General features: G+C 62.7%; 25 protein-coding genes and 1 tRNA gene. 4 read left to right on the top strand and 22 right to left on the bottom strand.

What is annotated here, in order from left to right:
* Positions 1–116 precede the first annotated feature (116 nt).
* The 18 genes from atpF to G4O04_07630 all read right to left on the bottom strand — a co-directional run bounded on the left by atpF (position 117) and on the right by G4O04_07630 (position 17,084).
* Positions 117–854, bottom strand: a complete 738-nt coding sequence (gene atpF, locus G4O04_07715; GenBank protein ID HEY58404.1) for a F0F1 ATP synthase subunit B — start codon at positions 852–854, stop codon at positions 117–119.
* A gap of 31 nt (positions 855–885) precedes the next feature.
* Complete coding sequence (gene atpE / locus G4O04_07710) at positions 886–1,122, bottom strand: ATP synthase F0 subunit C (protein ID HEY58403.1); 237 nt, start codon at positions 1,120–1,122, stop codon at positions 886–888.
* A 72-nt stretch (positions 1,123–1,194) separates the two neighbouring features.
* Complete coding sequence (locus tag G4O04_07705) at positions 1,195–2,229, bottom strand: F0F1 ATP synthase subunit A (GenBank protein HEY58402.1); 1,035 nt, start codon at positions 2,227–2,229, stop codon at positions 1,195–1,197.
* Positions 2,216–2,446 carry an AtpZ/AtpI family protein gene (locus G4O04_07700; protein HEY58401.1) on the bottom strand — a complete coding sequence of 77 codons (231 nt, stop codon included), beginning with the start codon at positions 2,444–2,446 and terminating at the stop codon, positions 2,216–2,218. The genes G4O04_07705 and G4O04_07700 overlap by 14 nt, the downstream gene beginning before the upstream one ends.
* A gap of 195 nt (positions 2,447–2,641) precedes the next feature.
* The gene (locus tag G4O04_07695; protein HEY58400.1) at positions 2,642–4,099 is read right to left on the bottom strand and encodes an NADH-quinone oxidoreductase subunit N; all 1,458 of its coding nucleotides are present in this window, start codon (positions 4,097–4,099) and stop codon (positions 2,642–2,644) included.
* A gap of 77 nt (positions 4,100–4,176) precedes the next feature.
* The gene (locus G4O04_07690; protein HEY58399.1) at positions 4,177–5,727 is read right to left on the bottom strand and encodes an NADH-quinone oxidoreductase subunit M; all 1,551 of its coding nucleotides are present in this window, start codon (positions 5,725–5,727) and stop codon (positions 4,177–4,179) included.
* 23 nt (positions 5,728–5,750) lie between these two features.
* Positions 5,751–7,961 carry an NADH-quinone oxidoreductase subunit L gene (gene nuoL, locus G4O04_07685; protein ID HEY58398.1) on the bottom strand — a complete coding sequence of 737 codons (2,211 nt, stop codon included), beginning with the start codon at positions 7,959–7,961 and terminating at the stop codon, positions 5,751–5,753.
* 28 nt (positions 7,962–7,989) lie between these two features.
* Positions 7,990–8,298, bottom strand: coding sequence for an NADH-quinone oxidoreductase subunit NuoK (gene nuoK, locus G4O04_07680; protein ID HEY58397.1), 309 nt, complete (start codon positions 8,296–8,298; stop codon positions 7,990–7,992).
* Positions 8,299–8,308: 10 nt separating this feature from the next.
* Positions 8,309–8,824, bottom strand: coding sequence for an NADH-quinone oxidoreductase subunit J (locus G4O04_07675; GenBank protein ID HEY58396.1), 516 nt, complete (start codon positions 8,822–8,824; stop codon positions 8,309–8,311).
* A 25-nt stretch (positions 8,825–8,849) separates the two neighbouring features.
* On the bottom strand, positions 8,850–10,076 hold the full coding sequence (gene nuoH, locus G4O04_07670) for an NADH-quinone oxidoreductase subunit NuoH (GenBank protein HEY58395.1): 1,227 nt from the start codon (positions 10,074–10,076) through the stop codon (positions 8,850–8,852).
* Positions 10,077–10,147: 71 nt separating this feature from the next.
* Positions 10,148–10,504 carry an NAD(P)H-quinone oxidoreductase subunit 3 gene (ndhC, locus tag G4O04_07665; protein HEY58394.1) on the bottom strand — a complete coding sequence of 119 codons (357 nt, stop codon included), beginning with the start codon at positions 10,502–10,504 and terminating at the stop codon, positions 10,148–10,150.
* Between the two features lie 236 nt (positions 10,505–10,740).
* Positions 10,741–11,688 (bottom strand): DUF4349 domain-containing protein, encoded by a 948-nt coding sequence (locus G4O04_07660; GenBank protein HEY58393.1) that lies wholly within the window; start codon positions 11,686–11,688, stop codon positions 10,741–10,743.
* A gap of 126 nt (positions 11,689–11,814) precedes the next feature.
* A complete protein-coding gene (locus G4O04_07655; GenBank protein ID HEY58392.1) occupies positions 11,815–12,543 on the bottom strand; it encodes a metallophosphoesterase family protein in 729 nt (242 codons plus the stop codon).
* Positions 12,543–12,947, bottom strand: a complete 405-nt coding sequence (gene cdd, locus G4O04_07650) for a cytidine deaminase (GenBank protein HEY58391.1) — start codon at positions 12,945–12,947, stop codon at positions 12,543–12,545. The genes G4O04_07655 and cdd overlap by 1 nt, the downstream gene beginning before the upstream one ends.
* A complete protein-coding gene (locus tag G4O04_07645) occupies positions 12,940–14,223 on the bottom strand; it encodes an HlyC/CorC family transporter (GenBank protein ID HEY58390.1) in 1,284 nt (427 codons plus the stop codon). Before G4O04_07645 ends, cdd begins: the two co-directional genes overlap by 8 nt.
* A gap of 26 nt (positions 14,224–14,249) precedes the next feature.
* Positions 14,250–15,629 (bottom strand): UDP-N-acetylglucosamine diphosphorylase/glucosamine-1-phosphate N-acetyltransferase, encoded by a 1,380-nt coding sequence (glmU, locus tag G4O04_07640; GenBank protein ID HEY58389.1) that lies wholly within the window; start codon positions 15,627–15,629, stop codon positions 14,250–14,252.
* A 101-nt stretch (positions 15,630–15,730) separates the two neighbouring features.
* Positions 15,731–15,801 (bottom strand) — tRNA-Gln (locus tag G4O04_07635).
* A gap of 185 nt (positions 15,802–15,986) precedes the next feature.
* Positions 15,987–17,084, bottom strand: a complete 1,098-nt coding sequence (locus tag G4O04_07630; GenBank protein HEY58388.1) for a response regulator — start codon at positions 17,082–17,084, stop codon at positions 15,987–15,989.
* Positions 17,085–17,185: 101 nt separating this feature from the next.
* Between G4O04_07630 and G4O04_07625 the strand changes: the two genes are divergently transcribed.
* Positions 17,186–18,115 (top strand): NAD-dependent epimerase/dehydratase family protein, encoded by a 930-nt coding sequence (locus G4O04_07625; protein HEY58387.1) that lies wholly within the window; start codon positions 17,186–17,188, stop codon positions 18,113–18,115.
* A 94-nt stretch (positions 18,116–18,209) separates the two neighbouring features.
* Here the strand turns inward: G4O04_07625 and G4O04_07620 are convergent, their stop codons facing one another.
* A complete protein-coding gene (locus G4O04_07620; GenBank protein HEY58386.1) occupies positions 18,210–18,665 on the bottom strand; it encodes a polymer-forming cytoskeletal protein in 456 nt (151 codons plus the stop codon).
* 3 nt (positions 18,666–18,668) lie between these two features.
* The gene (locus G4O04_07615; GenBank protein HEY58385.1) at positions 18,669–19,475 is read right to left on the bottom strand and encodes an enoyl-ACP reductase; all 807 of its coding nucleotides are present in this window, start codon (positions 19,473–19,475) and stop codon (positions 18,669–18,671) included.
* A gap of 122 nt (positions 19,476–19,597) precedes the next feature.
* On the opposite strand from G4O04_07615, the gene G4O04_07610 reads away from it, so the two are divergent.
* From G4O04_07610 to G4O04_07600, 3 genes are all read left to right on the top strand, one after another.
* Positions 19,598–20,155 carry a macro domain-containing protein gene (locus G4O04_07610; protein ID HEY58384.1) on the top strand — a complete coding sequence of 186 codons (558 nt, stop codon included), beginning with the start codon at positions 19,598–19,600 and terminating at the stop codon, positions 20,153–20,155.
* A gap of 136 nt (positions 20,156–20,291) precedes the next feature.
* Positions 20,292–21,095 (top strand): RNA methyltransferase, encoded by an 804-nt coding sequence (locus G4O04_07605; GenBank protein ID HEY58383.1) that lies wholly within the window; start codon positions 20,292–20,294, stop codon positions 21,093–21,095.
* 126 nt (positions 21,096–21,221) lie between these two features.
* Positions 21,222–22,466: a DUF711 family protein gene (locus G4O04_07600; protein HEY58382.1), complete on the top strand. Its 1,245-nt coding sequence runs from the start codon at positions 21,222–21,224 to the stop codon at positions 22,464–22,466.
* Positions 22,467–22,615: 149 nt separating this feature from the next.
* Here G4O04_07600 and G4O04_07595 read toward each other — a convergent pair whose 3' ends face one another.
* Complete coding sequence (locus tag G4O04_07595; GenBank protein ID HEY58381.1) at positions 22,616–23,143, bottom strand: transposase family protein; 528 nt, start codon at positions 23,141–23,143, stop codon at positions 22,616–22,618.
* 62 nt (positions 23,144–23,205) lie between these two features.
* A complete protein-coding gene (locus G4O04_07590) occupies positions 23,206–23,544 on the bottom strand; it encodes a transposase family protein (protein HEY58380.1) in 339 nt (112 codons plus the stop codon).
* Positions 23,545–23,623 lie beyond the last annotated feature (79 nt).

Raw genomic sequence — 23,623 nt, 5'->3', positions numbered from 1 at the left:
CAGGCCTTGTGCTCCCACGGGGCGCTGAGGGACACGCAAGGCCTTGGGCAGGGAAACAAAACGCCCTGGGCAACAGGGCCCCGGGCGTTTCATGCGGACACCTGATAACGGACCAATCAGCCCAACTTTTCGCGCAGGAGTTGCAATTGACCAGCCACCGAGCCGTCGATGACCTTGTCGCCCACACGGATGATCAGCCCCCCCACGATGGAGGGGTCCACCCGGAAGGTGACGGCCTGGGCACCGGTCTTGCTCAAAAGGTCCTTGCGCAGGGTCTCCTGCTCTTCCTCGGTGAGCGGCAAGGCGCTGACCACCTCGGCCTCGGTTCCCTGCAATTCGCCCACTTCGTCCAACACGGTGACCTTGCCGCCCTTGATGCCGGAGAAGAACTCCTGAATCAAGGCATGTTGCCGCTGCTCATTTAGGGCCTCGCCGACCAACTTCTGCGCCGCCGCGATAGCCAGGGCCGCCACCTGACTGCGCAACACACCCAGCATGCGGTTGCGCTCGGCCTCCACCTCAGCCAGGGCCTGCTCACGGGCCTTGGCCGCCTCGGCCTCGGCCGCGGCTTTAATCTCCCGCGCCACGGATTCAGCCCGTTCAGAGGCTTCCCGCACAATCTGAGCCGCCTTGGCCTGTGCCTCGGCGATGATCTTCTCCGCTTCCTTTTCGGCGTTGGCCCGGGCTTCAGCCGCAATGCGGGCATCCTCCAGCCCTTGGGCAATGGCCTGGCGGCGTTTCTCCAACATGCCCAAGATCGGTTTGTACACAAACCGCTTGAGCACGAGGAACATCACAATAAAGTTGAAAATTTGGACTATCAGATAGCCCAGGCTAATGCCTAACTTGTCCAAGAGCGCCCTCCTTCAGAAGGGTGGGAAATCCTTAGAACACGAACAGGATCAACAGCGCCACCACCAGACAGTAAATGGCCACGGCTTCCGCGAAGGCGATCCCCAGGATCATGTTGGTCTGCACCGGGCCAGCAGCATCGGGGTTACGGGCAATCCCTTGCACCGCCCCGCTCGCCAACACACCGATGCCCAACCCGGCACCGATGGCGCCAATCATGGCCAGACCCGCACCGATCAACTTAGCGGCTTGAACGATGTTTCCTTCCATGCTGATTAACCTCCTCAAGAAAAGTGGTGATTAGCAAAAGTCATCCAAAGCCCGCAGGCTCTTGGCACATCCTCAGGCGTGGGCATGTTCTTCGTGCCCGCCATGGCCCTGGGTGGCCAGGGACATGAAGAGCATGGTCAGAATGCCGAAGATGAAGGCCTGGATGATGCCCACGAACAACTCAAACAGCAAAAAGAAGGACTGCACCACGGGCAACAGGGTACCCATGACAAACAACATCACCGAACCGGCGAAGATGTTGCCGAACAACCGGAAAGAGAACGAGAGAATCTTCGAGAACTCGGAGATGAGTTCGATCAGCCCGACCACAAAATCAATGGCGCCCATGAAGAACGCGCTAAAGAAGCGGCGCACCTTCCGGGGCTCGTTGGGGTCCGAGAAGACCTTAAAGGGCTCCGCCAGGGCGCTGAAGCGGAAGAACTTGCTCAGGTAGGACAACCCCAGGGCCTTGAAGCCCAACACCTGGGTCATGAACACCGAGACCAGGGCCAATCCCACGGTAAAGTTCAAATCCGTGGGCACTACCCGCACCCAGGGGACCAACTTGAACCCTTCTCCGTGCTCCACTGCCCCTTTCACCAAAAAGGCCACGCCGGGCAAAATCTCCTTGACGGGGTAACCGTGTTCGGCCGCGGGTTCCAGAAAACCAATGCTATCCACCCCGGGGAGAAGCTCCATCCAATTGGCCACCAACACCATCAAGAAAATGGTGGCGAAGAAGGGAAAAATGAACCCCGTCCACTTGGCCGTACTGCTTTCGGTCAGGTTGTGCAGGTACTCCAGGGCGGCTTCGATCACCCCGCTCAACCCCCGCGGGACCATCTCGCCGCTCTTCACAGCCCGTTGCACCGCAAAGACCACCGCCAACAACACCAGATCCACCAGGAGCAAGGCCACCAGGGTATTGGTCAGGTAGATGGGGCCCCCGCCGGGGATGGTGAACAGCGGCTCATGGGACAACTTTTCGGCCGGCAGTTGCACATGCGGCTGAATGGGCGGCACATAATGGGTGGCCACCAATCCCACGATGATGGTGAGCAAAATCCACCAGCGGTACTTGCCTCGGAGCCATTTAGGCTTCGCCACGCTCTTCCTCCTGAGATAAAGTTTCCGAGGGCCAGGTGTGGTCGCCCGTCATCGCCGAAATGCGCTGCGTCGCCCGGCGCACCACGGTGAACATCAACACCAGCGTCACCGGGACGCTGAACACCAACATCAAGATGGTAAACAACGGGCGGGTCCCAAAGTGGCCGTCCAACCACAAGCCTCCCAGCAACATCAGCGTCAGGACCACCACCGTCAAACAGCCCACCTGACCGGCGACAGCGGCGACGGTCATATTGAACACGGATTGCCAGGGGCTCGCGGTAGGTTTCTTCTGCTCGTTCATGGTGCTGCGAATTGTAACATACGGCCTCGGCTCAAGTCAAACCTGAGCCAAAAATCCATCTCAAAGGCTGCTTGGCCCCAAGGGCGAGGGCGCAACCCGACTCACCCACTAAAACAGCGCCGCCGCAGCCGCCTGCGCCCAATGGTACCAGGGAGCAAAGGCCACACCCAAAGCCAGGATGACCACGGCCAGCACCCAAAGCGCCAGGGATTGGGGCAACGTCACCGGGATCGGCTGCGGATCGGCCACCGGCTGCGCGGGGAAGTACATCCGCTTGAGCACCCACACATAGTAGAACGCGGCCACCAGGGCGTTGAAGGCCGCCAGCACGGCCAGCCAGACCAACCCCGCGTTCACCGCCGCGCCAAACACCCACGCTTTGGCCACGAAGCCGCCCAAGGGGGGGATGCCGGCCAGGGAGAGCAGGGCCCACAGCAACGCCGCCGCCAAACCGGGCGAACGCTGATGCAACCCATCGTAGGCGTCCAGGTCATCGCTGCCCAGCGCCTTGCCCACGATGGAGACCACCCCAAAGGCGACCAGGTTGGTCGCCAGATAGGCCAGCAGGTAGTAGACCACGCTGGTTACCCCCAGGCTGGTCAGGGCGACCAAGCCCATCAGGATGTAGCCCGCGTGGGCAATGCTGGAATAGGCCAGCAGGCGCTTGATGTTCTTCTGGGTCAAGGCCACCGTGTTGCCCAGGGTCATCGTGGCCGCCGAGAGAGCCGCCAGCAAAGCGCCCCAGTAAGGCATCTCCGCGCCGGTGAAGACCACCAGCAACACGCGGAGCACCACGGCAAAGCCGGCCGCCTTGGAAGCCGTGGAGAGGAACCCGGCCACCGGGGACGGCGCGCCGGTGTACACATCCGGCGCCCAGAAATGGAACGGAACCGCCGAAATCTTGAAGGCAAACCCCGCCAGGGCGAGCAGCAACACACCCAAAATCACCCACAGCGGCACACCGGAAGCCTGCAGCGCGCCAGGCAACGCCGACAGGCTGGTCGTTCCGGCAAATCCGTACAACAGGCTAAAGGCATAAAGCATCACCGCCGAGGTCATGGCGCCGAACAGCAGGTATTTGAAGCCCGCTTCGGTGGAGGCCTCGTCGTCCTTCATGAAACCGGCCAGCACATACAACGGGATGGAGGTGGTCTCAATGGCCAGGTAAAGCATGACGAGATCGTTGGCCGCCGCCATCAGGGTCATGCCCAAGGTGCTGGCCAGCAAGAGCAGGTAGAACTCACCCCGCCGCCCGATGCTTGCCACATCCATGGCGAACAAGGCCGTGACGGCCGCAGCGAAGAGAAAGGCGATCTGGAACACGAAGGCCAGGGCGTCGTGGCGAATCATGCCGCCCCACAGCGTGGCCCCACCTTTGGGTGGCAAGGCCACCCACAAACTTACCACCATGGTCACGGCCAGACCAGCCGCCGTAACCCATCCCAGGGAGCGGCGCTGGTCATCCTTCCAGACCATGTCCAGGAGCATCACCAGCAAAGCCACGGCCAACAGGAGCAATTCCGGCGTAATCGCCCGGATCATTGCAGGGGTAACGTTTCCGAACACCGAGGCACCTCCCAAGAAGTGCAACACCATGGTCGCAGGCTCTTGCCCTCACACAGAGAGACGGGAGTTCAACAAGGCTACCCGACCAGGTGCAATGCCACCTTGTTGATCACATCCAAAATCCACATGGGCCACACGCCAATCCACAACATAAGCACCATGAGCGGCGCGATGACCACCACCTCCCGTGCGGAGATGTCGGTCAAGTGCCCCTCCCAGTGCTCATTCAACGGCCCATGCAGCACCATCTTGATCGCCTTCAAAATGTAGGCACCGGTGAACAGCAGCCCCAACATACTCAGCGCGGTGAACAGGGTGAACACCGGCCAGGCGCCGCGCACCACCAGGAACTCGGAGACAAAGCCGTTCAAGCCGGGTAACCCCAAAGAAGCCATGGAAGTGAAGATGAGGATGCCGCCGTACACCGGCATCAGGGGGAACAACCCACCGAACTTCTCCAGATCGCGGGTGTGCGCGCGCTCGTAAAGCACGCCCACCAGGAAGAACATCCCGGCCGCAGAGAGGCCGTGATTGAACATCTGCAACACCGCGCCGTTGTAGGCGATGACGGCGTCCTTCGTGCCGATGGCCGCCGCCGCCACGGCCATGCCCAACACCATAAAGCCCATGTGATTCACCGAGGAGTAAGCCACCAGGCGCTTGAAGTCCGTCTGGCCGTAGGCCGCAAAGGCGCCCAACACGATGGACAGCATGGCCAGCAGGGCGAACAGTCCGGCGTAGTGCTTGGACATCTCGGGGAACAACGGCAACACCAGGCGCAGGAACCCATAGCCGCCCAACTTCAGCAGCACCCCCGCCAGGATCATCGAGCCGGCGGTGGGCGCCTCGGTGTGGGCGTCGGGCAACCAGGTGTGAAAGGGCCACATGGGCACCTTGACCGCAAAGGCCAGGACCATCCCCCAGAAGGTCAACGCCTTGACCACATTCACCGGCAGGCCAAAGAAGGACCCGCTGGCCTGAGGCCACTCGGCCAGCAAAGTGGGCAACGCCGAAGTGCCCACCATGCGCGTCAGGGCCACGGCCGCAAAGAGCAACCCCACCGAACCCACGATGCTATAGACCAGGAACTTGAACGCGGCATAGGAGCGGGCCTTCAACTTGATGCCGCCCCAAATCTCGCGCTCTCCCTTGGGGCTGCCCCAGCGGTGGATGAGGAAGAACATGGGGATAACACCGATTTCCCAGAACACGAAGAACAGCACCAGGTCCAGGGAGAGGAACACACCCAACATCCCCATTTCCTGGAGCAGAAAGAGCACCAGGTAGGCTTTCAACTCATCCTGGATGTTCCAGGAAGCCAGAATGGAGGCTGAAGTCAACAGAGTGGAAAGCAGGACCAGCGTCAGGGAAAGCCCATCCACCCCCACGAAGTACTGCACCTTAGAGGGGGCAAACCACAACACCCGTTCCTGGAACTGGAATCCCGTCTGTCCAGCATCGAACTGGAACCACAGGTACACGCTCAAGGCCAGGGGGAGCAAACTCCCCAAAAAGGCCACCCATCGAAGGGCATTCCTCTGTTCCCGCGGGATGAACAGCAACACCACGGCAACGGCGATGGGCAAGAACAGAATCCAGGTGAGCAAATGAGAGGTGAGAAACGCCATGGCTCACTCCTTATGCGCCGGGCTTAGCGCAACATGACCAGGAAATAGTACAACACGGCACCAAAGGCCACCAGATTGACCAGCGCGATGAGCATGTACTGCTGAATCTGGCCGGTTTGCACCACGCGCAACCCACGGCCAAAACCGCGCACGCTGGCCGCCATCAGGTCACCGCCATCGCTGATCACGCGCAGGTCAATGTACTTGCTCAGCCACTTGCCCACGGCGTAGGCCATACGGAACATGGTGTGCAGGATGCCGTCGATGACGCCCCGGTCGATCCAGCGGAAGGTCAACACCTCTGCGATCCAGACCGAAGGCCGCACAAAGAGGAAGTCGTACAACTCGTCGAAGTAGTACTTGTTGGCCAACACCGTGTGAATCGGCCCCAGCACCTTCTTCAGGGGATCCTGGGCAGGATCGGGCTCGGTGACATCCCGGTACACCAGCCAGCCCAGGAACAAACCACCCAAAGAGACCACCAACGAAGTCAGCAACGGCAACGCACTGCCCGTCTCGGCGGCGTGCTCGGCCAGATGAAGTTGGCTGAACAGGCCCTCGTAGGTGGCGTTCACCCAGTGATGGAACCAGTTGGGCAGCAGGCCGCCCAGGATGGGGAAATGCTCCGGAATACCCAGCCAGCCATACCCCACGGCGAAGACGCTGAGCACCATCAGCGGCACGGTCATCGTCCAGGGCGTCTCCTGGGCGTGCTCGGCCGCTTTGGTGCGCGGCTTCCCCAGGAAGGTCAGGGTGATCTGCCGCATGGTGTAGAAGGCGGTGAGCAGCGCCGCCGCCGCCAGGGTCCAGAAGACCACCCTATGGCCGTTGGCGAAAGCGCTGGCGAAAATCTCATCCTTGGACCAGAAGCCCGCGGTGAGCACCGGGAAGCCGGAAAGGGCGAACCCACCGATGAGGAAGGTCCAGAAGGTGATAGGCATCTTTTTAGCCAAACCGCCCATGTTGAACATATCCTGGGGATCCACATGCTGGTCGGTGTGCAGCACGCCGTGCTCCATGCCGTGAATCACCGAACCGCTTCCCAGGAAGAGTAACGCCTTGAAAAAAGCGTGGGTGATCAGATGGAAGGTTGCAGCCACGAAAGCGCCCGCACCCAGGGCCGCCACCATGTAGCCCAACTGGGAGATGGTGGAGTAGGCCAGCACCCGCTTGATGTCGTTCTGGGCCACGGCAATGCTCGCCGCGAAGAGCGCGGTAAAGGCGCCGATGAACGCCATCACCGCCAGCGGCGAGAGGAACGCCCCACCTTCCGAGCCGATCTTCAGCAGGGGGAAGACACGGATGACCATGTATACGCCGGCCGAGACCATGGTCGCCGCATGGATCATGGCCGAGACGGGCGTGGGACCTTCCATCGCGTCGGGCAGCCACACATGCAGGGGCCACTGAGCCGACTTGCCCACCGTGCCGGTGAAAAGCAGCAGCCCGGCCAGCCCGGCCGCCGAAAGGCCCAGCACCGGCGCCGGCAGAGCCGCTAACTTGTGCAAGTTCTCAGGGGCAAAAATATCAGCAAAGCGCAGGGAGCCCACCACCTTGTAGATGTACACCACGCCCAGCAGCATGAACACATCGCCCACGCGCGTAGTCATAAAAGCCTTAATGGCTGCCGCACGGGCCGAGGGCTTGGCGAACCAAAAGCCAATCAAGAGATAAGAGCACAGGCCCATGATCTCCCAGCCCACGAACAGCGTGAGCAGGTTGTCCGACAGCACGAGCAGGTACATCCCAAAGGCAAAGAGGCTCACAAAAGCGAAGAAGCGGGAGTACATGGGCTCCACCGAGGGCACCTTATGCCTGTGTCCATGCTCCTCCACGGTGGCGCCGTGAGGCGGCAGGCCCTTGCGATCGTGATCCCCCTCCGGAGCGCCATAGTTGTGGTACCCAATGGAATAGAGGAAGATCATCAAAATCGTCCAGGCCACAAAGAACAGGACCACCGCCGTGAGGGGGTCCACCGAGAGCCCAACGCGGAAAAAGCCCTCCCCCTCAGGCAGCCAGTTGACCACCGAATGGAAAGGCTCCTCCACCAGAGCCTCAGCCCCGGCCTGTAACGCCCGGATGAACACGAACATACTCCCCAGCCAGGAGAGAAACACCGCCCCCAGGGCCAGGGAGTGGCTCAACCCCTTCTTCGGGTTAATGAACAACACAATCAGGAAAAAGGCCACCAAAGGGAAAGCGGGAATCAACCAGAGCAAAGTTTCCATCGGCATAGCACCCTCACCAGAGTTGGGGATCGGGCTACCACTTCAACAAGTTGATATCGTCGGCCAGAATCGAGCGGCGGCGGCGATAGACGGCAATGAACAACGCCAGCCCCACGGCCACCTCAGCCGCGGCCACGGCAAAGACGATAATGGCAAACACCTGTCCGCTCACCGTCTCCGGAGCGCGGTAGCGCCAGAACGCCAGCAAATTGATATTCACGGCGTTGAGCATGAGTTCCACCCCCATCAAGATGGCCACCGCATTACGGCGGGCCAGCACGCCATACAACCCGATGCTGAACAGCACCGCCGCCAAAGTAAGGTACCAGGAGAGAGGGATCATAGCACGCCTCCTATTTCCCTGCCCGGCGTCCCCAGGCGATGTAAATCGCCCCGATCAAAGCGGCCAGCAACAGCACCGAGGCCACCTCGAAGGGGATCACAAAGCCCTGCGGAGCCACCAAACTTTGCCCCAGCAATTGGATGCTGTTGGCGGGCACCGCGTCGGCCGAAGCGATGGTGTACCTTGGCCAGGCCCGCACCAGAGCCATCACCCCGGCCAGAACCGCCAGCGCCACCAGCGCGGCCAGGGGCCACTGCCTGCCGGTCTGCGGCCCGCGGTCGCGCAGCTCCCGCCGGGTGAGCATGATGGCAAAAATCATCAAGATGGCGATGGCCCCGATGTAAATCACCACCTGAGCGACCGCCAGAAAAGGCGCCTCCAGCAGCACATACATCACGGCGCCGCCGAACAAAGCCAGCACCAACCATAACGCGGCATGCACCAGGTTAGGCGTCGTGACCATCCGCAACGCCGCGACCACCATCACCGCCGCGGTGATCAGGAAGACAATCTGCACCAGCGTCATCGCTCACTCCTCACAACGAACTGGGTCAGGCGGCCTCTGCCGGCACCTCGGCCGACTCGGCGGGTTGCGGCGGACGAGCCACCGGGCGCGGCTCGCTCACCACCGGGCGCGGCTTGCGCCGGGTTTGCGCCTCGCTCCAGGCCAGCGCCGCCCAGCCGATGACGATATTCATCGCCAGATGGGCCAGCGCACGGCCCCAGGGGCCCCAGCCGACAACCAACTTGTCCAGCACCGCCGTGCCCATAACCAGCACCAGCGCCAGCGGGGTGAGGAACTTCCAGCAGAAGTCCATCATCTGATCAATACGCAGGCGCGGGAAGGTGAACCGAATCCAGGCCACCACGGTATACGCCAAAAAGGCCTTGATCCAGAAATACACCACGCCCAAAATGGGGTAAATCTCCACCCCCGGGCCGCGCCAGCCGCCCAGGAACAACAAAGCAGTCAAGGCCCCCACTGTGAACGCATGGAGGAACTCGCCCGCAAAAAACATGGCGAACTTCATGCCGGAGTACTCGATGTGGAACCCGGCCACGATTTCCGATTCGGCTTCCAGCAGGTCGAAAGGCGTGCGCCCAATCTCGGCGATGGAGGCCACGAAGAACACCAACAAAGCCACCGGCGTATAAACCAGGTACCAGACCGTCTGGCTCTGCACGATGCCCTGCACGCTCATGGTGCGCGCCAGGATGACCGGCACCATCAGCGTGAGCACCATGGGCACCTCGTAGGACACCACCTGGGCCACGGTGCGGAAAGCGCCCAACAGGGCGTACTTGTTGTTGGAGGCCCATCCCGCCAGAATCACCGCCAGGGTGCTTAGCGTGCCAGCGGCCACGATGAACAGCACGCCCACATTCATATCCACCCCCAGGGTGGGTGCCAAAGGCACCGCCGCCCACACCAACAACGCCCCCGCCACCGAAAGGATGGGCGCCAGATTGTACAACGGCTTATCCGCCTCCGCGGGGGTGATCACCTCTTTGAGGATCAACTTGAGCACATCGGCGATGGGCTGCAGCAACCCATAAGGCCCCACCCGGTTGGGCCCCAACCGGTCCTGCATGCGGGCCACCAGTTTCCGCTCGTACCAGATGAGGAAGACCACAAACCCAAACAATACCCCTGCCAGAACCAACGCAGCCAGGAAGTACACAATGGCCGTGACCGCCTCCGGCGGCAATCCCCAGCCGGAAAGCAGCGCCCGCAGCCAGTCACCAACGGCAGACACGGGGTCGTTCCAAAAACTCATGGCACGCTCCTTCCAGCGTTGAGTCTCTGCTGAGATACAACACAAAAAGGCCGAAGGGAAACCTTCAGCCTTTAAATCCATTCCAACGCGCCTTTGCGCCAGGCGTACACCAACGCCAGCGCCAGCATGAGGATGAACAGCACCCCTTCAAACACCGCATACAGGGGCAGGAGATCGTAGGCGACAGCCCAAGGGTAAAGGAAGACCAATTCCACATCGAAAATGAGGAACACCAGCGCAAAAATGTAATACTGAGCCTTGAACTGCACCCAACTATCCCCCACGGTCTCCATACCGCACTCGTAAGGTTGCACCTTAATCGGCGTGGCGCGCTTAGGCCCCAAAATCACGCCCAACGCGATGGGCAGCACAGGGAACAGCAGCGCAACAATGAAGAAAATGGCAACATAGGACCATACGTTCCACATAGGCGCTCCTTTGATGCTTCTGCCCGACCCGACGAGAGGCAGAAGGGAATAAAGCAGACATCCTTCTGTGCCAAAGTTCACAGATTGACAGGCCACATTTTACCACAACTTTGTCCCAAGACTCACAATTTTTCCCTGTTGCGTCCCTTTTGGGGGACATTGCTGCCGCCCTGGAAAGCACGAAAAAAGGCGGGGGCTTTGAGGGCAAGCCCCCGCCTTGCGAGGCATTGGCGAACTCAATCTTCGGACACCGCGACCCGGCGCTTGCGGCGGCGCCACAGGCGAATCAGGCCGAAGACGGGCAGCCCGAACACCACACCCAGCGCCACCAACACCGGCAAAAGATAGACGATCAGCCAAATGACCACCGTGACCAACCCCTGCAGGGTGCGGATGAGGGCCTGCAGGGCATCCCTGACCACCCCTTTGGGCTCCCAGCCGCCGATGCGCAAGGGCTGCGCGGCTTCGTCGGGGACCAAACCCACCGTGATGGACGACATGGCCGCCGCCTGCTCCAGGTATCGGATGCGTCCCTGCAGGCGCTCGATCTCCCCTCGGATGTTGGTCAACTCGCGATACACATGCAACACATCCTCGGTGCGGGTGGCCTGATCCATGATCTCTTGCAGTTGCTTCTCGGCGGCCCGCAAATTGCGCAGACGAGCCTGCAAATCCACATACTCCTCGGTCACATCCTGGCCCTGGATGCGCTCCTCGTTGACCCGCGAGGCCATGCTGCGCACCTGGCTCAAACTCTCCTGGAATTTCTCCGCCGGCACGCGGAAGGTGATCGAGGCCTGGGGCACCTCATCGCCGTTCGCCAGCCGCAGGGTCGAAAGGCCCGAGGAAACCACAAAACCGCCCATCTCCTCGGCCAGGCCAGCCAGGTCGTTCATCGTCGCCTCCGGATCAGGCACCACGATGGAGAGATAGGCGGTGCGCACCACCAGGCGCTCTGTTTGTTGCCCCTGCGCAGCATCCTCTCCTGAAACGACCGATGGCTGCGCGGCTATCTCGTCGGCGACCGACAGCGATTCAGGCACACTCACGCCCATGGTCTCTTCCCCCTTCGCCATAGGTAACGGCTGTTCCATGGGCAACGGCGCCCGCGCCTTGGATGCGCACCCCGCCAGCACCATCAGTCCCAGCCAAACCACCACCATCTTCCACCATCGGAGCTTCATCTTCTCCTCCTTCTCACCGGGTGTATGCCCCATAGACGCGCATCCGAGGAGAAAAGTTCCCCACAATGCCGGCCGACGCCATCTCGCCCCCCCGCGCCTCCCCCGTCAGGCACGGCAGCGCCCTGCTCAACGTCCCAGGGCCAGCCGATAAATATGAAAGGCGGGCAACCCCAACCCGGCCATGCGCTCCTGCACGGCGGCCACATCATAAGCCGCCCGATGCCAGGTCCAGGTGGCCGCCTCCGTATCCCAGATGGCAAAGGCAGCGCGTGGGTCGCCATCGCGGGGCTGCCCCACAGAGCCCGGATTCACGATGACGTGGCGCCCCTCCAGGGTAAGCGTATCCCCCGCTTTCGGCACCCGCGCCTGCACCCACCCCCAGCGGTTGAAAAAGGCCACCGGCTGATGGGTATGCCCCACAAAAGCCCAGGGCGTCTGCAAACGGTCAAAAGCCGCCCGGGCCACATGCGCGGTCAGCAAATACTCTTCCAACGGTTGGCGCGGACTGCCATGCACCAGGGTCACCCGTTCGGCCACCGTATGGGTCAAAGGTAACCCGGCCAGAAAATGCAGCGAAGCGGGCGAAAGTTGCTGGCGGGTCCATTGCAGGCTGCGGCGGGCCTCGGCGTTGAAGAACCTCATATCCAGCAGCCCCACCTCCGCTGCGTCGTGATTGCCCAACAGACAAATCAGGTTGGGCAAGGTGCGCACGCGTTGCACACAGGCTTCAGGATCCGGCCCGTATCCCACCAGATCCCCCAGGCACCAGTAGGCATCCACCGGGCCAGCCGCCTCGAGCACGGCTTCCAAAGCCATCAAATTGCCATGCACATCGGAAAAGACCAAAACGCGCATCAGTCCGCCAAATCCTCTCTACTGAACGAGGCGGGCAACAAAACGGTCAAGGTGGTCTCCAGACGGACCTCGCCCTGCTCATCGGCCACCACCACATCCCAGTCTGCGCCAAACTCCCGCAGGGCCTGACGGCATGCACCACACGGGGTGCCGCCGCTGCTCGTGACCACGGCTACGGCGCGGAACGCACGTTCTCCTTCCGAAACCGCCTTGAACAGCGCTACCCGTTCGGCACACAGCCCCAGGGGATACACCGCGTTCTCCACATTGGCTCCGGTGTAAATCTTCCCCGAGGCAGTCAAGATAGCGGCCCCTACGGCATAATGGGAGTATGGGGCATAGGCACACTCACGAGCCTCCCGGGCTGCCGCCACCAGTCGTTGACGTTCTTCAGGGCTAAGCATGGTGCTCCTCCTCGCTTGGGGGCGAAAGTCGTCGGGCCCGCACCAGGGCGATCCGCCGGCCCTGGACCTGCTCCACGATCAATTCCACATCACCCAGAAGCACGGATTCCCCACCTTCAGGCACCTTCCCGATGAGCGCATAGATCAGCCCTCCCACCGTGTCCGCCTCCTCGGCGGCATCGACTTTGTCCAGGTTCACCCCCATCAAACCCGCGAAATCATCCAGGTCCAAACGCCCCTGGAGCAGATATTCGCCTTCGCCCACCGGGCGATACAACTGCACCTCGGCCTGATCGTACTCGTCCTGAATCTCGCCGACGATCTCTTCGACGATATCCTCCAAAGTCACCAGACCGGCCACCCCGCCGTACTCATCCACCACAATGACCATGTGAATGCGCTGGGCCTGCATTTCGGTGAGCAACTCGCCCACCCGCTTGGCTTCGGGCACGAAGTGGGCCGGTCGCAACAAAGGCTCCAACGAGGCCACCTGGCGGCCTTCATGCCACACCCGCAAGAGGTCCTTGGCGTACAGGAGGCCCACGATATCATCCACCGTATCCCGATAGACAGGGATGCGGGAAAACCCCGTACGCAGGAAGGTTTCCAAGGCTTGCTCCACGGTGGTGGTGACGGACAGGGTCACCATGTCAATCCGCGGCACCATGATTTCGCGCACCAACAGGGTCTCAAAGCGCACCACCGAGGAAATCATGTGGCGCTCTTCTTCGTCCTGGGCAGCGTCTCCCGTTCCGGTGACCTGCGCCATGGCGTCGAGCATTTCCTCGGTAAACCCTTCCCGCGGCCGCATGGGAAACAGCCAGGCGAACACCGTGGAGAAGGGCCGCGTCCAACGGAACCCTCGCTCGGCCCAACGCACCACCCGCAGCCCCCATCGGGCGCGACGACGCTCCGCCCAGGCGCCCACCGTCCCCTCCAGGAGAACCACCACCAGGGCCGTGAGCGCCAGCACCCAGGGCCATATCTGCCAGCGCACACGATAAGACCACAGGCCCAACCCGATCAGGGTGGCGAGGGCAAAGTGAGCCAGCAAAAGCCCGGCCTGAGACCACCAAATAAGCACCCCGCGCTGACGCCAAAAAGCGATCAGCCGCTCGCTTTCTTCGGGATGGTCCTTGTGCAGCACCAGCAATTCCCGCAGGGAAAACCGTCCCAAAATCGCCTGCCAGAAGGCAAACCAGAGATCGAGCAACAACGCCCCCGCCAGCAAACCACTCCACAGAACAGGGTCGATAAAACTAAGGTCGGCTTCCATTGCTCCTCTCTCGATACGAAAGTCCGCTACCCCGCCTCATCGGCGGCTTCCTCTGGAGGCTGCAGGCGACGGATCACCCGCGCCGGCATCCCCACCGCCAGGGTAAAAGGAGGTAAATCTTTGGTGACCACGGCCCCCGCGCCGGTACGGGCCCCCTTGCCCAGGTGCACAGGAGCCACCAGCATGGTATCGCTGCCGATGAACACCCCATCTTCGATGGTGGTGTGGTGTTTGCGCACACCATCGTAGTTGCAGGTAATGGTGCCCGCGCCGATGTTCACCTCGGCGCCGATGGTGGCGTCGCCAATGTAGGAGAAGTGGCCCATTTTGGTCCCCGGCCCCAGGTAGGCGTTTTTCACCTCGCCGAAGTTCCCCATGTGGACTCCGCGAGCCAGATGGGCGCCTTTGCGCAGGTGGCCGTAGGGGCCGATGTCCACCTCGTCCTCCACCACGGCCTGCTTCAGCACCGAAGCAAAAATTTTGCAACGATGCCCCACCCGGGTATCGCGGATGTAGGTGTTGGGGCCGATTTCACACCCTTCCCCGATGTGGGTGTCGCCCAGCAAGTAAGTATCCGGCCAGACCACCGTATCCTGCCCCAGGGTCACCGTGCTCTCGATGTAGGTGCGCTCCGGGTCCACGAGGGTGACGCCAGCAAGCATCCAGTGCTCATGAATGCGACGCTGGAGCACCCGCATTGCCTCGGCCAGATGCACCCGCGTGTTGACGCCAATGGCCTCGGTGGGGTCCTCCAAAGTCAGCGCCTGGACCGACTGGCCCTCGGCCACGGCCAGCCCAATCAGGTCCGTCAGGTAGTATTCCCCTTTGGGCGAGAGCGGCAGGCGCGGCAGGTGTTCCCAAAGCCAGGCCGCATCAAAGCAATAGGCGCCCACATTGAGTTCGCGGATGGCCTTTTGTTCCGGCGTGGCGTCGGCCTCCTCCACGATGGCGCGCACAAAGCCCTGCTCATCGCGCACCACCCGGCCAAAGCCGCGCGGGTCTTCGGCGATGACGGTGAGCAGGGTGATGGGGCCTGGGTGCGCTCGCTGGGCTTCGACCAGCCGCCGCAGGGTCTCCCCACGGATCAAGGGCATATCTCCATTGGTGACTAACACCCAGCGGGCGTCCTGGGCCGCCTGTTGGGCCTGCTGCACCGCATGTCCGGTACCCAGGGGCGGGTCCTGAACCACAAAGCGCACCCCGGTTTCGGCAAAGGTCTGTTGCACCCGCCCGGCCTGATGTCCCACCACGACCACCGGAGGAACGCCGGTGGCCTCCTGCGCCGCGGCCACGGCATAGACCAACATCGGCTTCCCCAGCAAGGGGTGCAACACCTTGGGCAGGTTGGACTTCATTCGGGTTCCCTTCCCCGCGGCCAACACCACAGCCATCACGGCGTCGCTCATCACCACACCTCCCCACCATGCGGAATGGGCGATAAAACACAAGCAGACCCCACACAACCCGAGGTTGTGCGCGGTCTGCCCGGCCAACGAGAATCTTCAGGCTGGGGCGCCTGGATTCGAACCAGGATCAACGGATCCAAAGTCCGGTGTGCTGCCGTTGCACCACGCCCCAGTGCATTGCGCCTCAATTTTAACACACCCTGTCCAGGGTGTGAAGAAAGAGAAGGCCAAACGAAAATCACCCCAACGCCTCGAAAAACGAGGGGCCATTCTTCCTCCTGGGACCCACCGGGCAGGGGGTCTTCGTCTGGAACCTGAGAGCCACTTCCCCGATCCCTGGGGGAAGCAGAGGGAAGGTCACGACTCGGATTCATCTTCACCTGAAAAAGGAACCAACCCTAACCGCTTGGCTTCCTCGAAAGAAAGCACATCCGCCGAAGCCGCCGCCACCCCCGGGTCCTCCGCCGTCAGGGCGTCCCAGAAGGCTTCCGCTTCTTCCGGCGCCAGGGCCACCTCCTGGGGGTCGAGCAAAGCCAACAGCTCCTCTGAGGGTGGTTCGTTCACGGCGGCCTCCCCGGCTTCCGGTTCGGGGGCAGGGGTCGGTTCAAGGGCCGGGGGCAAGGCCGGATAAGGCGGAAGCAACCGCCACTGACGAAGCACATCCTCGACCTGGGAAGCCAACGCCCACAACGCCGCCCCCACCCTCACCGTCCGCTCCTGATCCTCTTCCTGCTCATCCCAGGCCACCAACGCAAATCGGGCTTCAATGGCAACGACCAACAACATCCCCCAAGGTATTGGAAAAACATGCAAGCAACGCCTCAGGGTTTCCTGCCAAAGGCGCAAAACCTTACCCCCCGCACTCAGCACGGCCAGCAAACGGGTGATCAACCTGGGCTCATCGATTCCCTCAGGACACTCCCCGGCCCGCACCAGGGCGTATCCGGATTCCCCCACCAGCATGAGGGAGCGCAGCCCCAAGGTCCTGCGCGTGTCGACCAGCAAAGAAGAGAGGCGCTGCTTCACCTGAGCGGTTTCGGAAAACGGCGAGGAGGGCGTGCCCAACACGCTCTCCACTGCGCCCACCTGACGCTCCACGGCGTCCAACAAATCGGCCATCTCAAAGGGCTTGTGGAAGAGGGCATCGGTCTCCAGTCGGTTGGCCAGTTCTTGCGCCTCGTCCCGGGGCAACCCAGTGACCAGCAACACCTTCACCTCGGGCCACAACGCCCGAATGCGCTGCACCATGACATCCCCCCGCAGGCCCGGCAACCGCACATCGGCGATCAGCACATCGATGCGCTTCTGTTGCGCCTCGAGCAAAGCCTCCTCGGCCGAGGGCACATCCAGCGCCTCAAAATCCTCGCCCAACCCGGCCACTGCCATCCGGATGGCTCGCGCCAGGTCACGCTGATCGTCCACAATCAACACACGAAATTTGGGACCTTCTGCCATAGCGTTCCAATTTTATCACAGCCTTTTGTGCCAGACATTCCCCCGCAGCGGTGTTATAATCCCCCGCACACGCAGGCACATTACCGTACGCAGGGAGAGGCATGAACTTTCTCATTACCGGTGTGGCTGGCTTTTTGGGGGCCGCTCTGGCTAATCGCTTGGTGGCCGAGGGGCATCAGGTGCGCGGGTTGGACAACCTTGCTTCCGGCAACCCGGAGCAACTGTCGCCCGAAGTGGTCCTGGTGCGGGGTGACATCAACGACCGGCCCAAGTTGTGGAGCCTGTTGCAAGATGTGGACTGCGTCTTCCACCTGGCCGCCCGGGTCTCTGTGCCCGAATCGGTGCTGCACCCCAGGGAATACAACAGCGTCAACGTGGGCGGCACCGTGACCCTCATGGAGGCCATGCGTGATGTGCAGGTCCGGCGGGTGGTACTGGTTTCCTCCGGGGCGGTGTACGGCGCGCAGGAGGAGCAGCCGCTGCGCGAGGATATGCGGCCCAACCCGCTCTCCCCTTATGCCGTTTCCAAGTTGGCCGCGGAGTACTATGTGCGCACCATCGGCGCCCTGTGGGGCATCGAGACCGTGGTGTTGCGCGTGTTCAACGCTTACGGCCCCGGTCAGCATCTTCCCCCGGCTCATCCACCGGTGATCCCTAACTTCCTATACCACGCTGTGCACGGCGGCACGCTGGTCATCCACGGCGACGGGAGCCAGACGCGCGATTATGTCTTCGTGGACGATGTGGTGGAAGCCATGGTCGCCGCGGCAACCGCGCCCCAGGTCAACCGGGAAATCATCAATGTGGGGAGCGGACAAGAGACCAGCGTGCGCCAACTGGCCGAACTCATCCTCGATCTCACAGGGCGCAAAGCCGAGGTGCTGACCAACCCTCAGGCCAACGGCGGCGTGTCGCGCATGTGCGCCGACCTCACCAAGGCCCGCGAGAAACTGGGCTACCGGCCCCGTTTTTCCCTGGAGGAAGGGCTCAGGCTCACCCTGGAACGCGACCCTCGCTTCCAGGTCTCCTGAGGAACCGTGGGCAACATCAAGCCGCCTGACGGATGATGCAACCGTCAGGCGACCTTCGCGTTTCCCGCATCCAGAGCGAACGAAGCCCCCGGTGCTATGGGGCTTCCTCGCCCTCCTCGGCGGCGGGCACCTCGCCCTGCGAGGCCGTCTCCGCCTGGAAGGACAACGACAACTGCTCTTCCATCTGCACCTTGCCGCGCAAGAACGCCCCTTCTTCGGTGGCAAAGGCCACGGTGCGCACATCCCCCCACACACGGCCGGTGCGGCGAATCTCGACCTTCTCGGCCAGGATGTTGCCCTTCAACAACCCGGCCACCATCACCCGGCGAGCGCGCACTTCTTCACAGGTCACCCGGCCGCTTTCGCCGATGACCAGTAACCCATCCAGCGCGATCTCGCCTTCAAAGGCCCCCTCAATGCGCACACCGCCGCGTCCGCTCAGACGGCCACGGAAGACCACTTCTGGCCCCAGCACCGAACTCACCCGTAACACGGGCTCTGGCCTGGGACTTCCTTGCTCTGAGGGAACAGCACCACGCCGTCGAAACATGGACTAATCCTTCCGGGTCAGGTTGGTCAACACCTCGGGGTCCGGCACACCCATGATATTGTAACCGGAATCCACATACAGGATCTCGCCAGTGATGCGGGCCGCCCGATCCGAGCAGAGGAAAACCGCCGCCTCCCCCACATCCTCCTGGGTGACATTCTCCCGAAGCGGGGACAAATCGGCGAAAAGTTTGTACAGAGAGCGGAAACCGGCGATGCCGGCGGCCGCCAGGGTGCGAATGGGGCCGGCCGAAATGGCGTTGACCCGGATGCCCATGGGCCCGAAATCGTACGCCAGGTAGCGCACCGAGGCCTCCAACGCAGCCTTGGCCACCCCCATCACATTGTAATGCGGTACCACTTTCACGCCCCCGTAGTACGACATGGTAAGCATGGCACCGCCCTGCCGCATCAGGGGTTGAAAAGCCTGGGCCAGCGCCGTGAAGGAGTACACGCTGATCTCCATGGCCTTAAGGAAGCCTGCCCGGCTGGTCTGGTAGTAGGGCCGGACCAGGTCGTCTCGCTCGGCAAAAGCGATGGCGTGCACCAGGATGTCAATCTGGCCGAAATGGGCCCTGGCCCGTTCCACGATGGTGGCGATTTGCCCATCATCGGTCACATCACAAGGTTCGACGAAATCGCAGCCGATGGAAGCCGCCAGCGGCCTGACCCGCCTTTCCAGCACCGGCCCGGCATAACTCAGCCCGATGCGGGCACCCTCCCGGTGTATCGCCCGGGCAATGCCCCAGGCGATGGAGCGTTCGTTGGCTACGCCGAAAATCAGCGCGGTTTTCCCGTCTAACAAACCCATGGTCTTCCTCCAAGATGGGGTTACCTTCTGCCAAGTATAACCCATCCCCCCGGTAAAGGTTGTGAGGGTATAATCATCTTAGCCCGAGCCTGAAGGCTTGCCACCTCCTTTGAAGGTGACCCATGGAACTCCGCCGGCTGAGTCTGTCCAACGGCACCGTGCTGCGCCTCGTCCAGGGCGATATCACCGCCCAGGAAGTAGACGCCATCGTGAACGCGGCCAACGCCCATCTGAAACACGGAGGCGGCGTGGCCGCCGTGATCGCCCGCAAGGGCGGCCCGGTCATCCAACGGGAAAGCGACGCCTGGGTGCGCCAACACGGCCCCGTGCCCCATGAGCGACCGGCTTACACATCGGCAGGGAACCTGCCCGCCCGCTATGTCATCCACGCCGTGGGGCCGGTTTGGGGCAGCGGCGACGAAGACGCCAAACTGCGGGCCGCCGTGCAAGGTTCTCTGGCGCGCGCCGACGAACTGGGCCTGGCCTCCATCGCCCTGCCCGCCATCTCCACGGGCATCTTTGGCTTTCCCAAAGCGCGGGCCGCGCGGGTGACCTTCGCCGCCATCCACGACTATTTCGCCGAGCATCCCGACTCCGGCCTGCGCGAGGTGCGCCTGGTGCTCTACGACCGCCCCACGGTGGACGCCTTCCTCCAGGTGTGGGATGAAGTGATGCAATGATGCCAAGATGCCTGGTCGCTCAGATGCCTGGTGCGCAGAGCAACAAGACAACAAGGCCTCCGGGCATCTGGGCCTCCGGGCACCCCCACAACAGGGCATCTGAGCCACGGAGCCACCGAGCACCCTAAAAACCGCCATGCCATCAAAAGACGCCATCACCTCCCCCCACAACCTCCTCATCAAGCGCCTGGCGCGCCTGCAACGCAGCCCCAGGGCCCGCCGGGAAGAGCGGCGCTTCGTGGTCGAAGGCCTCCGCCTGCTGCGCGAAGCCCAGGCGGCCGGGCTGCGGCCCGAGGCCGTGCTCTACACCCCTGAGGCGGCCACGCGCGCCGCGCCGTTGCTGCAACCCTGGACCGCGCAAGGTGTCGCCCTCTACGAAACCGCGCCCCAGGCCCTGCGCCGCGCCTCGGCCACCGAAACGCCCCAGGGCGTCCTGGCCCTCTTCCCTTGGCCCGCCCTGCCCTGGCCGCCAACCCCCGACTTCCTGCTCGTGTTGGACGATTTGCGCGACCCCGGCAACCTGGGCACGATTTTGCGCACGGCCTGGGCCGCCGGGGTGCAGGGCGTGCTCCTGCCGCCGGGCAACACCGACCCCTTCGCCCCCAAAGTGCTGCGCAGCGGCATGGGGGCGCAGTTTCACCTCCCCCTGCGCCGGGCGACCTGGGAGGAGATGCCTCACCTGCTGGCCGGGCTTCCCCTCATCCTGGCCGAAGCCCACGCGGGCACTCCCTACACCCAAGCCAACTTTCGCCGTCCCCTGGCCTTGCTCATCGGCGGCGAAGCCCACGGCCCTGGGCCCCAGGCGCGCGCCCTGGCCAGCGAGGTCGTGCACATCCCCATGCCTGGAGGGGCCGAATCCCTCAACGCCGCCGTGGCCACCGCAGTGCTCCTGTTCGAAGTGGTGCGCCAACGCAGGGAGGCGGCCAGGCCTCTCCGCTGAAGCCGCTCCGCGCCCCAGGGGGGGAGGTGAGGATATCCAGGCCGGTGGGCCTTCGCCCGGGGATGCAAAGGCCAGGGGCGTATCCCGGGTGGCAATTTCGCGTCTTACAACCCAGGAGGCGTCTCCATGGAAATCCGCTCCATCACCGTCTTCGCCCATCCCGGTTATCCGCCGCGCAAGGGGGTCTTCCGTCAGGCCGGGGAACTGGCCAACACCCTGCGCCTGGTGTACGAGGCCGCCGACATTCCCGTGCAGACCACCCGGCTGGCGACGATTCCCTTCCCCTTGCTGGTCAAGAACAACCGGGAGGCCCGCCACCTCGCTCAGGAAACAGAGGCCCTGGCCGCACCCCATGGGTTGGACTACCTCTCCCTGGGTCCGGCCTTACCCGGAAATCCAGCCACTTACACCTGGATCCCGGAGATGCTTTCCGCGACCCAAAAGGTGTTCCTCTCCGGGGTGATGGCCACGTCCGAGGGCACCATCCACCCGGCGGCCATCCGCGCCTGCGCCGAGGTCATCCACGCCGCCGCCCCCCTGGAGGCCAACGGCTTTGCCAATCTGCGCTTCGCCGCCCTGGCCGGCGTGCCGCCCCATGCGCCTTTCTTCCCCGCCGCCTACGCCGAGCCGCGCCGCGCCGACCCGGGCGTGCTCGGCTTTGCCCTGGCGCTGGAAGCCGCCGACCTGGCAGTGCAAGCTTTCCGCCAGGCCGCCGACATCCCCCAGGCGCAACGCAACCTCACCGCGGCCATTGAAGAGCACGCCGGACGCCTGGTCCGCCTGGCCGAAACGGTGGCCCAAAAGCGTCAGGCAACTTTCTTCGGCCTGGATTTTTCGCTGGCTCCCTTCCCCGACGAGGCCACCTCCTTAGGGGCCGCCATGGAGCGCTTAGGGGTGCCTCAGGTGGGCCTGCACGGCTCGCTGAGCGCAGCAGCCATCCTGGCGGCGGCCATCGACGCCGCTCGCTTCCCCCGCGTGGGCTTCAGCGGCCTGATGCTCCCGGTGCTGGAAGACGCCACCCTGGCCCATCGCGCCGCCCAGGGCACGCTGAGCGTCAAAGATTTGCTGCTGTACTCCGCCGTGTGCGGTACCGGATTGGACACCCTGCCTCTGCCCGGCGACGCCACGGCGGAACAACTGTCCGCCGTGCTCTACGACCTGGCGACCCTGGCCGCCCGCCTGGGCAAACCCCTGACGGCCCGCCTGATGCCCATGCCCGGCAAAAAGCCCGGTGACGCCGTGATGTTCGACTTTCCCTACTTCGCCAACAGTCGCGTGTTGGCTCTGGAAGCCCGACCTCTGCAAGGAGCTTTGCTGGGAAGGGCTCCCTTTGCCCTGAAAGCGCGGGGGCAAGCCCGCCGCAACGCGTGAGCGTGACCAACCCAGGCTTTCCAAAAGGTGGGCTTTTCCCAAAGCCTACCCCATGTCAGACCAAATTTTGACGCGATTTTGGCACTCATCACAAAAGAGTTATTGCAGAATAATGGTAGAGGTAGAGTCTCCCCTACCCCAGGCTCTTCTCAGGCCGCGCTGGCTTGGCGGATGCGCTTCTGAATACGCGGATTGACGATGGCCAACACGGCGCGAAACACATCATCCCAGAGGGCTACGGCATGGCGAAAGACCTCCGCTAAGGCTTTGAAATGCTTGAAGGCGCCCATCGTGTTTTCCACGATGATCCGGGAGCGGGCAAAAGCCTGGTTGAGTTGTTTCTGCTCCTCGTTGAGCGGAGGGTGTTTGGATCTCTTGAAAGGCGTGATAACCCTATGTTCAGAAAGGTCTTCCTGGAGCCCCTGATAGCCCGCATCGCCGCCTACCACCACCCCCTTGGGCATCTTGCGCGCTGCCCCCGACGCTGTGAACCACTTGCGGTCGTGGACCGAACCCGGTACCGACTCGCTGACATCCCCCACCAAGCCCTCTTCGTTCACAATGTTCTGCACCTTGCGCGTGTGCCGCTTCTTTTTTCCCGAGTAATGCCGCTCCTGGCTCTCCTTATCCTGTGACCGTCTTACAGGCTGCTCTGTGGCATCGACAAAGGCAAACAAGTCGGGATGCTCCTCCCGCGCCTCCCCCAAACTTTTCCCGCGTTTGGGCGCTTCCGGCCAACCTAAGGTGGCCTCGCGAGGGCTCGTAAAACGGGCAGCCTTCTGCGGGTATACCGACTCACCGTGGCTTTGTCAATACCAAACAAATCCCCCAAGGCTTCTGTGGTCAGGTAAAGCCGCAACCAGACCAGGGTCAACAGGAGTTGTTCGCGCAAGGCCAGCGCCGGTTTCCTCCCGCCGCCAATGGCTCGTTTCCGCTGAGGACGGGCGAGCCGCGCCCGCTCGCTTTCCACCCATAGCGGCGTCACCTGCGCCAACAATTCCTCAAACGCAACCACACTTACCCCGGTGAAGCTTTTGAAAGTGCTGGGCCTCTTGCTGAGATTCTCAAAAGTGATCATGGGCTTTGCCTCTTGGCCGATGAGAATGCCCAAGTTTACAACCTTTTGCTCTATTCCGCAACAACTCTATGATAAGGAT

The sequence above is a fragment of the Anaerolineae bacterium genome (genome assembly GCA_011176535.1).
Lineage (GTDB): Bacteria > Chloroflexota > Anaerolineae > Anaerolineales > DRMV01 > DUEP01.
The sequence above is the reverse complement of the archived record's forward strand: the minus strand, read 5'-3'. Positions and strand labels throughout refer to the sequence as shown.